Origin of the sequence: Algoriphagus antarcticus (assembly GCF_002150685.1) — a bacterium.
Classification (GTDB): domain Bacteria; phylum Bacteroidota; class Bacteroidia; order Cytophagales; family Cyclobacteriaceae; genus Algoriphagus; species Algoriphagus antarcticus.
The window spans coordinates 20,415-33,172 of record NZ_MSSW01000032.1; the positions used below are offsets into that span (position 1 = coordinate 20,415).

15 protein-coding genes are annotated in these 12,758 nt (G+C 41.5%); 3 read left to right on the plus strand and 12 right to left on the minus strand.

The window, feature by feature from the left end; all coding sequences use genetic code 11:
- The first annotated feature begins 81 nt into the window (after window positions 1–81).
- On the plus strand, window positions 82–888 hold the full coding sequence (locus BVH04_RS12320; RefSeq protein WP_086541779.1) for an MOSC domain-containing protein: 807 nt from the start codon (window positions 82–84) through the stop codon (window positions 886–888).
- Between the two features lie 132 nt (window positions 889–1,020).
- On the opposite strand, the gene hemE is transcribed toward BVH04_RS12320, so the two are convergent.
- From hemE to truA, 6 genes are all read right to left on the minus strand, one after another.
- The gene (gene hemE / locus BVH04_RS12325) at window positions 1,021–2,043 is read right to left on the minus strand and encodes a uroporphyrinogen decarboxylase (RefSeq protein ID WP_086541780.1); all 1,023 of its coding nucleotides are present in this window, start codon (window positions 2,041–2,043) and stop codon (window positions 1,021–1,023) included.
- Window positions 2,044–2,158: 115 nt separating this feature from the next.
- Window positions 2,159–2,689 carry a hypothetical protein gene (locus BVH04_RS12330; protein ID WP_086541781.1) on the minus strand — a complete coding sequence of 177 codons (531 nt, stop codon included), beginning with the start codon at window positions 2,687–2,689 and terminating at the stop codon, window positions 2,159–2,161.
- A gap of 80 nt (window positions 2,690–2,769) precedes the next feature.
- Complete coding sequence (locus tag BVH04_RS12335) at window positions 2,770–3,285, minus strand: hypothetical protein (protein ID WP_086541782.1); 516 nt, start codon at window positions 3,283–3,285, stop codon at window positions 2,770–2,772.
- 2 nt (window positions 3,286–3,287) lie between these two features.
- Window positions 3,288–3,869: a hypothetical protein gene (locus BVH04_RS12340; protein ID WP_086541783.1), complete on the minus strand. Its 582-nt coding sequence runs from the start codon at window positions 3,867–3,869 to the stop codon at window positions 3,288–3,290.
- A gap of 38 nt (window positions 3,870–3,907) precedes the next feature.
- The gene (locus tag BVH04_RS12345) at window positions 3,908–5,680 is read right to left on the minus strand and encodes an ABC transporter ATP-binding protein (protein ID WP_086541784.1); all 1,773 of its coding nucleotides are present in this window, start codon (window positions 5,678–5,680) and stop codon (window positions 3,908–3,910) included.
- A gap of 6 nt (window positions 5,681–5,686) precedes the next feature.
- On the minus strand, window positions 5,687–6,445 hold the full coding sequence (gene truA, locus BVH04_RS12350; protein WP_086541785.1) for a tRNA pseudouridine(38-40) synthase TruA: 759 nt from the start codon (window positions 6,443–6,445) through the stop codon (window positions 5,687–5,689).
- Window positions 6,446–6,548: 103 nt separating this feature from the next.
- On the opposite strand from truA, the gene BVH04_RS12355 reads away from it, so the two are divergent.
- Window positions 6,549–7,025, plus strand: coding sequence for a DUF4293 domain-containing protein (locus BVH04_RS12355; RefSeq protein WP_086541786.1), 477 nt, complete (start codon window positions 6,549–6,551; stop codon window positions 7,023–7,025).
- A gap of 234 nt (window positions 7,026–7,259) precedes the next feature.
- Here BVH04_RS12355 and BVH04_RS12360 read toward each other — a convergent pair whose 3' ends face one another.
- The 3 genes from BVH04_RS12360 to BVH04_RS12370 are packed head-to-tail and all read right to left on the minus strand — an operon-like array spanning window position 7,260 to window position 9,259.
- Window positions 7,260–8,018, minus strand: coding sequence for a hypothetical protein (locus BVH04_RS12360; RefSeq protein ID WP_086541787.1), 759 nt, complete (start codon window positions 8,016–8,018; stop codon window positions 7,260–7,262).
- 24 nt (window positions 8,019–8,042) lie between these two features.
- Window positions 8,043–8,732, minus strand: coding sequence for a hypothetical protein (locus BVH04_RS12365; protein ID WP_086541788.1), 690 nt, complete (start codon window positions 8,730–8,732; stop codon window positions 8,043–8,045).
- Window positions 8,729–9,259 carry an RNA polymerase sigma factor gene (locus tag BVH04_RS12370; protein ID WP_086541789.1) on the minus strand — a complete coding sequence of 177 codons (531 nt, stop codon included), beginning with the start codon at window positions 9,257–9,259 and terminating at the stop codon, window positions 8,729–8,731. The genes BVH04_RS12365 and BVH04_RS12370 overlap by 4 nt, the downstream gene beginning before the upstream one ends.
- 161 nt (window positions 9,260–9,420) lie before the next feature.
- On the opposite strand from BVH04_RS12370, the gene BVH04_RS12375 reads away from it, so the two are divergent.
- Entirely contained in the window at window positions 9,421–10,521 is a 1,101-nt protein-coding gene (locus tag BVH04_RS12375) for a trans-sulfuration enzyme family protein (RefSeq protein ID WP_086541790.1), read from the plus strand.
- A 46-nt stretch (window positions 10,522–10,567) separates the two neighbouring features.
- Here BVH04_RS12375 and BVH04_RS12380 read toward each other — a convergent pair whose 3' ends face one another.
- The 3 genes from BVH04_RS12380 to BVH04_RS12390 all read right to left on the minus strand — a co-directional run bounded on the left by BVH04_RS12380 (window position 10,568) and on the right by BVH04_RS12390 (window position 12,628).
- Window positions 10,568–11,155 carry a protein-tyrosine phosphatase family protein gene (locus BVH04_RS12380; RefSeq protein ID WP_169714424.1) on the minus strand — a complete coding sequence of 196 codons (588 nt, stop codon included), beginning with the start codon at window positions 11,153–11,155 and terminating at the stop codon, window positions 10,568–10,570.
- Window positions 11,156–11,375: 220 nt separating this feature from the next.
- The gene (locus tag BVH04_RS12385) at window positions 11,376–12,110 is read right to left on the minus strand and encodes an MBL fold metallo-hydrolase (RefSeq protein WP_086541792.1); all 735 of its coding nucleotides are present in this window, start codon (window positions 12,108–12,110) and stop codon (window positions 11,376–11,378) included.
- 71 nt (window positions 12,111–12,181) lie between these two features.
- Complete coding sequence (locus tag BVH04_RS12390; RefSeq protein ID WP_086541793.1) at window positions 12,182–12,628, minus strand: DUF2214 family protein; 447 nt, start codon at window positions 12,626–12,628, stop codon at window positions 12,182–12,184.
- Window positions 12,629–12,758: the final 130 nt, after the last annotated feature.

Consider the following 12,758-nt stretch of genomic DNA (forward strand, 5'->3'; position numbering starts at 1 on the left):
CCTGAAAGGACTTATTTCTGTTGTTAGAAATTTTTTCGGCTGAAGCAGTGATTTCTAAGTGCGGAGACTTATTTTTAAGTCATGCCAGATTCCCTAATTATCCAAGACTTATACATCTATCCTATTAAATCTCTTGCGGGAATTCGCATGTCTGAAGCTAAGGTGGAAGAAAGAGGATTTGAACTGGATCGACGTTGGATGCTGATTGATGATTCTGGTCAGTTTATCTCGCAGCGGAAGTTTCCGCAAATGGCGATGCTGCAGGTGGAAATCGGCGCTGATTCACTTTCGGTTTACCATATTTCCAAACCTGGTGAATTGATTCGTATTCCATTTACGGCGGTAGGAGAAGAAATCTCTTCCGTAACAGTTTGGGATGACGAGATGCCTGCACGTTTAGTCAATGCAGAAATTGATGCTTGGTTTAGTGACGTACTGAAGATGAAGGTGCGTCTGGTGAAAATGCCTGATACAACTGAACGCAAAGTAGATCCAAAGTACGCTGTAAATGAGGAGTCAGTAAGTTTTGCAGATGGAATGCCGTACTTACTCATAGGTCAGAAGTCCCTGATAGATCTTAATTCTCGTTTGGAATCTCCTTTACCGATGAATCGCTTTCGCCCAAATATTGTCTTTTCAGGTGGCGATCCTTTTGCTGAGGATTCGTGGAAAAGAATACAAATAGGTGAAGTAGGTTTTCAGGTAATAAAACCATGCGCACGCTGTGTGATGACAACTGTGGATCAGGATTCTGGCACCAAAGGAACTGAACCTCTGATAACATTGGCCACCTATAGAAAGGTGGGAAACAAAATACTGTTTGGCCAAAATATGGTAGCGTTGTCCAGCGGAGTCATTAAAGTCGGAGACGAGCTAAAGTTAATATAGCTTCATAAAAGCATTCATTAATGAAGATATCTCATAAGTGGTGAAATAATAAGCGAAGTCATGCTTCTGGAGAAGCAGGACAACTTCGCTGCCTCCGCGTGATCCTCTTCGTTTTCTCTGAGGCTAAAACACCTACTTAAAATCTTTTACAGTCTGGATAAATACTTTCACCATTTCTGGATTAATGTCTGGATATACGCCATGCCCAAGGTTGGCTATATGCCTAGTTCCTCGGAATTGCTCCATCATTTCGATGGTTGCTTCACGCACTTGATCGGCGGTGCCGTAAAGCGCCGCTGGATCTAGATTCCCTTGCAATGTTTTATTGTCCCCAATCAGCTTTCTTGACTCGGCGATTCCCATGTTCCAGTCCAAGCCTATCGTTTCACAATTCAATTTGCCCATTTCTTCTCTGGCAAAGAATGCTCCTTTGGCAAAAACAGTTTTTGGCACAGTAGTAATCGCATCACAGATCTGAGCGATATATGGCAGGGAAAATTCAGCATATTGCTTTGGCCCCAAAATCCCCGCCCAACTGTCAAATAGCTGCACTACTTGTGCGCCCGCTTCGATCTGAGCTTTTAGATAATTGACAGTGCTGTCAGTGATCATCTGGAGAAGCTTATGAGAAAATGAGGGTTGGGTGTAAAGCATCTCTCTGGCCGCTGAGAATGTTTTGCTTCCATGACCTTCTACCATATAAGAGAAAATAGTCCATGGCGCACCTGCAAAACCAATCAAAGGCACTCGTCCATTAAGCGCCTTCTTAGTGATTTGAATAGCATCCGTCACATAGCGAAGTTCTGAGCCATCAGAGATATGTAGCTTTTTCAAAGCAGCTTCTGATCTGACAGTGTTGGGAAATAGGGGGCCTCTTTTTTCTACCATTTCATAGGGCAGTCCCATCGCTTCGGGGATCACCAAAATGTCTGAAAAAATAATTGCTGCATCCACGCCCAGCAAATCAACAGGCTGAATAGTCACTTCTGCAGCAAGTTCTGGAGTTTGAGCAAGTTCAATGAACCCACTAACGCTATCCCGCACTTTTCGATATTCAGGCAGAATTCTGCCCGCTTGGCGCATCAGCCAAACTGGAGTTCGTTCTGTAGGTTCGCCTTTCGCGGCTCGAAGTAAGAGGTCGTTTTTAAAATGCATGGGGCAAAGATAAGCGCCAAATTAATTTTGGCAGGTATAATAACCACATAAAAAAACTGGACCTATGTAATACATCGATCCAGCTTGTGGTAATCAGTTGGCTTAGTCTTATGTTTTATTTATTAGATTCTATTCTTACGAAGTCATCTTCAGATATGTTTAGAAGTTTCATAGTTGCTTCATAATCTGTGTAATCTACTCGGGCTCCAATTAGATCCGAAGGAACTACCACTGCTCTAAATACCAGATCAGTAGTATAATAGGGGTCTAACTGTGAGAAGTCTATCGGGGAATTATCTAAAAAGATGCTGAAGTCATTTATTGTATAATCAAAGTTATAAACTAGGATTCCTTCTTCTAAATAGAAAGTCTGTGGTACTAGTCTCCATGCAAATGTTCCTTGAGAGACTGGAGACTCTTCTAGCATGTAGACCAGAAATGCATCTCCATCCACCAACGGCTCTGTAAAGTCAAAAACCTCAGAGTAGTCATTGGCACTTGTGAAGTTGACGTCGACCTCGAATGTGGTACCTACGATATTTATCCCAGGTTCACCGGGAATTCCCTGAAGCCCTTCAGGTCCTTCACATGCTTGAAATATTACCAGACCAAAAAGAGCCAAAATTAATTTATTGATATTTTTCATAGGAGTAGTTTGTTAAGTTAAGTAAGATTCTTCCACGAATTGTGCCATTAAATGGTTGGTTAAAAATCCTTAACAACTTTTTACTTGATAGGAGCGATCACCTGAACTTCGTTTTCAGAGATGATTTTGTCGATGTAAACGCCACTAAGCTCCAGGTTATTTTCCTGGGCATATTCTGCCAGCTTTTCCTGCACGGTATCCGGACCAGGCATTACCCATTTGTTACTTTTGATTTTGGCAAGCAAGTAGCTGTCATATTCAAAAGAGCGAAACTCTAGATCAGCAATTGGAAGGGTTTGATTGATTCCTACAAAAACGATCATGGTGTCAAGTTTTCCAGCTGGCTCCACCTCATAGATTGTATGCAGTTGGCTTCCAGGATGTAGCCCTTTTTGAGTCTCCATCTTTATGAAAATTTGGCCTAATTCTTCATTTCCAGGCGTTCCTCTGTAGGTTATTCCCGCAAGATTATCTGGTTTTTTTTGCACAAGTTGAATAGCTATGGGTGCATTTCCGCCTAATTTCTTGAAGCCCCAATAGCTCCCAATAGCCAGGATTAATAGCATTGCGAGGGCTAAAATGAATCTCTTTTTCATCCTTAGAAAATGTATCGGACACCAATACCGCCTTGGCCTTTGATATGACCGATGCGATCTATTAATTCTAAGAAAAAGCCAGCTTCAGCGAAAACTGAGATAGGTACATCATCAAAATAGTATTCAGCTCCGATAAATACCTCGGGCCCAAAATCTACGTTGGTTCGATTGTCATTTCTTAGAAGTGCGGAATTTTGTTCATCTCTGTAAGCGTAGGTGACTTTGGTCGTTCTCAGTTGAATACCTACACCGCCATAGGCAAGTAGATATCCGTCTGTGATCCCAAATACGTCTGTGATATCCTCATGATAGGCAGAGCGCACATTGAAGGAAATGCCTTTTTGGGCAAGGTGAGAAATATAGAATGCATTGGATTCTGGCAGGTTGCTTTCGAAATCTTTCTGGTAATAGCTCCCACCGTTTATTCCTGCTACGCCGATCATCCCTTCGATGGAAATGTACTCGCTCAGGAAGTCCTTATAAGTAATAGAAAGGGGTTCTCCAAGCCGGATTCCAACTCCTCTTTCTTGTGCAAAACTAATAAATGGTAATAATACCAACAGGATAATCAATCTGTATTTCACTTGAGATATGGTTTTTGTAATTAAAATCAAAAATCAGGCTAGATCGCCATGGTCTTGAGTTGCATCTGATGCAATTGGGTATATAAACCGCCTAATTCCAACAAAGAATCATGCGTTCCAGTCTCTACGATTTCGCCTTTGTGTAGGACAATGATTTTGTCTGCTCTCTGGATGGTGGATAGTCTATGGGCAATCACAATGGAAGTTCTTCCAGTCATCATCGTTTCTATAGATTCTTGGATCAATTCCTCCGTTTCGGTATCCACAGAGGAAGTTGCTTCATCCAAAATGATTATTTCAGGATTGTAAACCATCGCTCGGACAAAAGAAATCAGCTGTCTTTGGCCTACAGAAAGTGTAGCCCCACGCTCCATCACGTTGTAGTCAAGCCCACCCGGGAGACGTTCAATAAAGGTTTTTGCACCAGCTAGCTCTGCTGCATACATCACTTGCTCACGGGTAATGTCTGGATTACCTAACGTGATATTGTAGAAAATTGTATTGGAAAAAAGGAAAACATCCTGAAGAACTACGCCAATATGCTGGCGCAACGTATCAAGTTCAAATTCTCGGATATCATGACCGTCGATTGTAATGTGTCCCTTGCTGATTTCGTAGAATCGTGTAATCAAATTAATAATGGAAGATTTGCCCGCGCCGGTTGCACCTACTAGCGCCACTGTCTGGCCAGATTCTACTTCAAAACTGATGTCTTTGAGCACATAATCTTCGTCCACATAGGCAAACCAGACGTTTTCTACTTTGATATTTCCTTTGACTTTGGTGGGTTTATAATCACCTTCATTCGCGATATGCTCTTTGCTCTCAAGAAGTTTGAAAATACGGGAAGAGCTTACCACGCCCATTTGTAGTGTATTGAATCTATCTGCAATCTGTCGTATTGGTCTAAAGAAGAGTTGCAAATACATAATGAAAGAAATCAGCACACCAATCTCAATCTCCATTCCTAATACACCCACCGCACCATACCAAACCACCAAACCAATTCCAATTGCTTGGATGATTTCAGCTACCGGGAAATAAATAGAATAGTACAATACTGAGCGTATGTGAGCTCTTCTGTGCTCTTTATTTATTGCTTTGAATTTTTCAAATTCCCGCTCTTCACGATTAAAGATCTGTACGATGTTCATACCTGTGATATGCTCCTGAAGAAAGGAATTCAAATTGGAAACGGCATTTCGTACATCATTGAATGTCACTTTTATTTTTTCCTTAAATACATAAGTAGAAATAATCATCAGCGGCAAGGTGCATAAACTCACCAGCGTAAGCTTCCAATCGATGTAAAACATCACGCCAAGGATAGTCACCAATTGTAAAAGATCGCCGATAATTGCTGCCAAACCTTCGGAGAACACATCCGCGAGCGTTTCTATATCAGAAATATTTCGGGTGACCAACCTTCCGATCGGCGTATTGTCAAAGAATTTTAAACGGAGCTTGAGAAGATGCTTATAAAGCTTAACTCGAATGTCTCGGATAATTACCTGACCAATCCAGCCTGAATAAAAGGTATGTGCCCACTGTACAAAAGCCTGAACAATCATCAGCCCAACTAGCAGGTAAATGATTTTCAAAAGCCCGGCACTATCACCCACAGCTATATAATCATCTATCGCTATCTGAATGAAATATGGCCGGGTCGGAGCCAAAATAGCAAGAGCGATAGTAAGAAAGATCAGAAAATAGAACTGAGGCTTGTAAGGTTTTACAAAGCCATAGAGTTGCTTGAGTACTTTCGAATCGACGATTTCGCCGGAGGAGGATTTTTCTTGTTCTAAGCTCAAGGTAAACTAGTCTAAATAAATGTCTTCTGAATATTCAATTCTGCTGAAAAACAGGCCGCTTGCAGGAGCTGATTTCCCCGCTTTCTTCCGATTGCGTGATTCTATGATTTGATGCATTTCCTCGGGTTCTATTTTCCCCAAGCCAATAGCAACAAGCGTTCCTACGATTGCCCTTACCATTCCACGCAAAAATCGGTTCGCAGTTATATGAAATTGCAATTCACCGTCTTTTTGTTCCCAATGAGCCGATTTTATTTCACAACGAAAATGTTTTACCGCTGTGTGCACTTTGCTGAAGCACTCAAAGTCATTGTGTTCCAATAAGATTTTCGCCGCCTTATTCATTCTACCTATTTCTGGATTGAAGTAATGTCTCCAGACAAAGTCTTCGATAAAAGGGCTTTTTTGCAAAATCAACCGATAAGTGTAAGATCTGTTTTTGGCACTAAATCTAGCATGCGCATCGGCTTTGACTTCACGAATAGAGTTGATGGCTATGTCTTTTGGCAAAATACCATTGATCGCCCTAAGAAATTTGTCTCTATCTATTTCCTGTTCAGTCTCAAAATGGCAAACCTGCATACTTGCATGCACTCCTGTGTCAGTGCGTCCACTGCCCATCACAGAGATTGGATTTCTGAAGTAAGTAGAAAGTCCAGTTTCAAGGGCTTCCTGAACGGTATATGCATTTTCCTGGATTTGCCAGCCATGATAGCGCGTGCCTTTATAGCTTATATCCAAGAAATATCGTTTGCTCTCACTCATACGGCTGCAAAGATACTATTCCCAATCAATTCACGGTGAGTAAACATGCATTCCTTGGTAATGAAGTCATAAGACCTTTTCTTTGCCAAAAAATTAGAAAGAAATGATCCAGCGCTTACAATCAGTTTTCCTTTTCCTAGTGGCTGTTGCCATGGGATTGACTTTGGGCTTAGACCTTTGGGTACAAGTAGTAGCAGATTCTGGCGAAATCTGGAAGCTCAATGCTTTATTCATGAACCAGGTTGACGCTTCAGGCGAAATACTTCAGTCTTCTTCTAATTGGTATATCGCAGCTTTGGCTTCATTTGCAGGCCTTTTGGCTATTATTTCGATCTTTCAATATAGAAATCTTGGCAGACAGATGATGATCAATATGGTCAATTCCCTGTTGATGGTAGCATTGGTAGCTATTGTATTTTTAACCACAAAAGGAGTAAATACGGAAATGGCTGCTGCCGACAATGGTGAGTATCAAATTGGCTTTTGGGCGATTTTGGCAGCGATGGTGTGTAATATGCTTGCCAATAGATTTATCAGAAAAGATGTGGCTTTGCTTAAATCTGTGGATAGAATTAGATAAGTTGAGCTAGAAGCAGGGAGACGGGAGACCGAAGTTTACGTCATTGCGAGGAACGGCCTGCCCCGATGAGTCGGGGAAGCAATCTAAATGGATTACAAACAAATAAAGCCAGCTAATCGCTGGCTTTATTTGTTTGTAAAAGGAGTTTTTTTTAAGCGGCTCCTCCAGACCGCGTCATTGGTAGGAACAGCCTGTCTCGATAAGTAGGGGAAGCAATCTCATTCACGATTATTTTTACCAGAACCTTATCCCCACAGTTGGGTAAAAGGTTCTGAAATTCTCCGTGCTGATCACACCAACTTGGATGGAGATATTCTTGTTTACTGCACGCTTATAGAATGCTTGCATGGTCGTTCCGGAGAAAAGTAGGCTTTTGCTATCATTTACTAATAGTCCCACCCCAACCATGTTGGCACTGTTGGATTTCGGATCGCTTCGATCCCATCTATATTCAAGGTTTGCAAACCAATTGCTATTGACTTTGATATTTCCTTCGATCCTTTCAGGAAAGAAAACTTTGTTGGTGAAAGATGCTCCGATATCAAATTTCCGGAAATTGAACATTATTCTTGCTCCGACTTCCGGTGTAAATTCACCTCCGGTATAGTCCATTCCAATCACCGCACTCAGTTCCAGTTGATCTACGTAAGGAAGATAGTCTCTTTCCAGATCTAGAATGACCGCATCTATTTTCGTTTGAGGATATTCCTCACTGAGGCGATAGACCAAGGTTTTGAATTCCGGGAATTTGGTGGTTTTCTTCAATACAGGACCAAATTTTTCTTTCAAATCACTTAGCTCATAGGCTGTTTTGTTAAAAAGTAGGAGTAGCTTGCCCTCATTTGGGAAGTCAAAAACCAGGGTATCGGTGACAGGAAAGTCCTCGTCGAGTTTTTCTAAGTAGCTGCCAAAGGGCTTATTTTCGATTTCCTGAGCCATTGCCAGCTGGCAAAAGAGCATGGCAATGCCAGTGAGAAGCGTAAATCTTTTCATTTTTGGTGAGTTTTCGTATAAAGATTAATTGTTTATTTCTATAGTGACTTGGCCGATATGATCGACTGAAGCTTGAGATGTTTGTCCCAATTCTAATTCTTGTTGCCCAAATTGAGTTTTTACCTGTATTCTAGGTTTGATTTTGCTCCAGGAAATACTGACTTGATGCAAGGTTTTTGCCACTTCCTTTTCAGGTGCAGGCGGGATATTCAGTTTCGAAATGAGTGTGTTTTCAACACTCAACTCTGCTAAAGTCAGCTTTGGGAACTCAATAGGAGCACTCGTTTCCCTATTGATTGTTTGCTTTTGAGTCATCTTGGGTTCAGCCGTTTCTAAGGCAATTTGCTCGGGCTCTACAAAAGCTGGTTCCGTTTTGATGGCCTGATCTTCACCTATTGTGTTGAGTGCTGGAGCTTGTGTGATTACTTCAGTGATCAATGAAGTATCCACCTCTTTTTCCCCAAACTGCAAATAAGCAATCCCTGAAAGTGCCAGGATCAACATAATCGATGCTGCGGCCATTGCATATTTCCAAAAAGGAATCACTGGAGCCTTTTGATCAAGTTTACTTTCGATATCGCTCCACAGATCAGCTTTCGGCATCTGCACGGGAAGATTGGCTGCATGAGCATTTACCTGCGAATCGAAATTCTTCCGCTGTTGAATCTTACTCCACAGATCTGGTTTTGGGCTATGTTCTGGAAGCTTTGTCATGCCTGGAGTAGTTTAGTGATTCTTTTTTTTAGTAGAGATTTTGCGTAATGCAGCTGTGATTTGGAAGTGCTTTCGGCAATCCCCAGTAATTCCGCCGTCTCCTTGTGCGAGTAACCTTCTACCTCAATCAATAGAAATACCGCCCGGGCACCATTCGGAAGACTTTGGATGGCCTGATCCAGCATCTCCGCATCAAACCAAGAATCAAAGTCCTCACTCGATTCTATTTCCACATCTTCGATCGGTTCGAAATGGATTTTCTTCCGGCTATGCAAAATCGCCTTTCGAATTGTGATTGTTTTCATCCAACCAATTAGTGCTTCTGAATGCTTCAGTGTGTGTATTTTTTGGAAAATCTCCACATAAGAATCCTGCAATACGTCATTGGCTTCGTCCTCATCATTCATCACTCGATAACAAATCGAGAAAAGTATTCCTTTCGTCAATTCAAAAAGCTGAAACTGAGCAGACCTGTCGCCTTTGAGGACTTTTGATATCAGGTTTGTGTCTAGCTTTTGAGGACTCATAGAATTGGTTTGTATATAAAAGAGTTCAATTCATTGGAAAAGGTTGGAATGAGCACAAAAGTTTTTGACACACAGCTAGTCATTTTACAAATTCTTTTCGGGCTCCACCGAAATATTGGTAATTTCAAGCTCTACCTTTTGCAAGTATTAACAATCAACCTATGAAACTCGAAACACTCGCCATACACGGAGGAAACATTGTCACTGATTCAGAAAAGCCAGTGGTTCAGCCGATCACGCTCAGTACGACTTTTGTTCATCAGCCTGAGTCTATGATCTATTCGAGGGCAAATAATCCGAATCGCCATGCGCTGGAGCAGCTGTTGGCTGGTTTGGAAAAAGGCGCTGATGCAGCAGCCTTCTCTTCTGGTAATGCGGCGGGGGTTGCGGTATTTCTGGCGTTAGAGCCAGGGTCACATATTATTGCTCCGGATGATATGTATCACGGGTTGAAAAATGCGATTCTTTCCATTTTCAAAGGAGTACTGGAAGCCACTTTTGTGGATATGACGGATTTGGAAAAGGTAGAAAATTCCTTCAAATCCAATACTAGGTTGGTGTGGGCAGAAACGCCCTCTAATCCTCTTTTGAAGATTACAGATATCAGTGCTGTCGCAAAATTGGCTAAGGAAAAAGGAGTACTGCTAGCCTGTGACAATACATTTGCGACACCTGTTTTCCAGAATCCAATTGAATTGGGGGCGGATATCGTCATGCATTCCAGTACCAAGTATTTTGGGGGACACTCGGATATTTTGGGAGGAGCTTTGATTACCAAAGAAGCAGATGAATTCTGGGAGAGAGTAAAAAATGTGCAAATTGGTGGAGGTGCAGTGCCATCACCAATGGATTGTTATTATCTGTGTAGAAGTATCAAAACTTTGCCTTATCGCATGAAAGGTCATGCTGAGCACGCGGTCGTTTTGGCTAATTTTTTATCAACTCATGATGCTGTAGAAAAGGTTTATTATCCAGGCTTGAAAACTCATCCTGGACATATGATTGCAGCCAATCAGATGACAGGCTTTGGAGGAGTATTGTCATTTCAGGTAAAAGGGGATGCAAAAGATGCGGATCGTGTGATTTCCAAACTTAAGTATTTCACCAATGCAACTAGCCTAGGAGGGGTGGAAAGTTTGATCGAGCGCAGAGCAGCATCAGAAGGCCCAGATACTTTGACTCCACAAAATTTAATCCGAGTGTCGGTAGGATTGGAGCATTTGTATGATTTGCTGGAAGACATGGAGCAGGCGCTGCGCTAAGCGAAATAATCTCATCCTAAAATATAATTTTAAGAGCAGGCCTATATTATTGGAGCGTATTGGTTATGAATGAATTTGCCCAAGCTATTCTATTCTTACCTACACCTTCACTAGTCTCTATTCGCAATGACTTTAATTTGGCGGCGCATGATTCAGGATCAAAGCCCAAAAAGCGGAGCAAAGCAAAGGAGATCATACCGGTGCGGTGAATTCCAGCGGAGCAATGAAGGTAGATTTTTCCTTCATTTTCTAGTATTTCCTTTATTTCTTCAAAAACCATTTTGAGCTCTGCGTAGCGATCCAAGTCTGGGTTTCTGGCAGATTCCATAGGGAACCATAGCCAATTCAATCCGGCATTTTTGGTGAGTTTTCCGATGGCTCGACAGTTTTCCTTCTCAGAAAGAAGTGTGAAAATATGTGTCGCCGCTTGCATTTTGAGATCAGAAACTAATTTAATACTTGGTCGATGACCGATCGATAAACTACCACCTCCAAGTTGTATCCATTCAACAAGCTCCATCTGGGCGATCATTTTTTGAAAGCTTTTTATTTTGCCAATGTAAGGACCAAGGGTCTTGCTTAAATCAGGAGTGGTTTGAATTGCTTGTTGCACATCCATAAGTAAGTTATCCATGGAGTTTATGTTCTCGTGAGGACCTTGAAAAAAGTGTTCAACTCGTGAGATCAGATTTTCGGGCTCAGCCATATGCTTATTAATTATGATTTAAGAACCACATTTTGACCATAACGCTATATTCTTTTCGAGCTTTAGCACAATTCACTAATTAGTTAAAGTTCAAAAAAAGCAAATTGGCCGGTATAGAAAAATGGCAAAATTCTTTTGTAGGTAACTCTTATTGATACCAATTTCTAAGTCTAACCTCCACTTTTGGAGCAGCTTCGTTTACCAGCGTTTTAAATTTTTCGACATCACTTAATCCGTTCGTTCCTCTGTAATGATAGGGATATACGATCGCTGGTTTAAACTCCGCAACAGCACTTGCTGCTTGATCCACTTCCATAGTGTAAGGCAGGTTCATGCAAACAAAAGCCACATCAATTTTCTTCAAAGAGCGCATTTCTGGGATGTCTTCAGTATCACCAGAAATATAAACTTGCTTTCCACCTAAGGAGATAATGTAGCCATTTCCACGTCCTTTGGTATGAGGGGAATCCGCACTTTCAGGTAGATTATACATCGGGATCGCTTCGATCTTCATTCCATTGAAAGTTTTGGATTCGCCATTTCCAATGATTTCAACCGCTTTTCCTATACCTGCAGTAAGTTTGTCAGCTACAGCTTGTGGTACGATGATAATGGCTGCAGATAGGTCAAGACCATCCAAGGTTTCCTGATTGTGATGATCACCATGGATATCAGTGATGAGAATCATAGTCGGTTTTTTCTGTCCTTTGAAAGAATCAGCACCTCCATAAGGATCCACGTAAATAACTTGGTCATTATGTTCTAAAACCAGCGTTCCGTGTGTAATTGGATTGATGGTGATATCGCCATTTTTGGCAGGAATTTTATCCTGTGAAAATGCGCTGAATGAGATGAATAGAATGAGTAAAGTGAAATATTTCATAGTCGCAAAGTGATCGTTTATTTTATTGAATAGTATATTGAAAAGGAGAGGCGATGTGAAATTGAATCGAATTACCCAAAATACCCAATTCCTTTTGCCATCAAGCCAGCAAGAAGAGGAATGATAACTAATATGACGAGTTCTAACCTTAGAAGCATAAAGATTGTTTTTGGGATTTGAATAATGTCCAAAGGATTACCTTTCGCATTTCTGATAAAAAATACCGTCGGGTAAATGGATAAAATCCCAATTGTAGCAAAAAGTGTGATTTTGATATGGAAGATGAAATTCTGTGAATAAAACTCTGCAGGCTTTCCATAGCTTCCAAGCCATAGCGTGAGACCAACCCCTAACAGCGTCAAGGCTCCCATTCCGTAAAGCCCGTCTATTGCGGCAATTCGCTTTATTTCTATTCGTGTCAGCTCCTTTTTCAGCAAAAGATGCTCAGCAACCAATGAACCCACAATTGCAAAAATGCTGATAAAATGAAGGTAGCGAAGTAGGATTTCGGTGGTCATAAATGAGGGATTAGCGCCGTAGCTAAAGGCACGGCATGGTTCACGATCGCTTAAAGTTCTACCCATAGTAGGTCCCTTAGTAGGTCCCTAACGGGACGATTCGCAGGGGTCATTATTTGCTCTGTGAAAT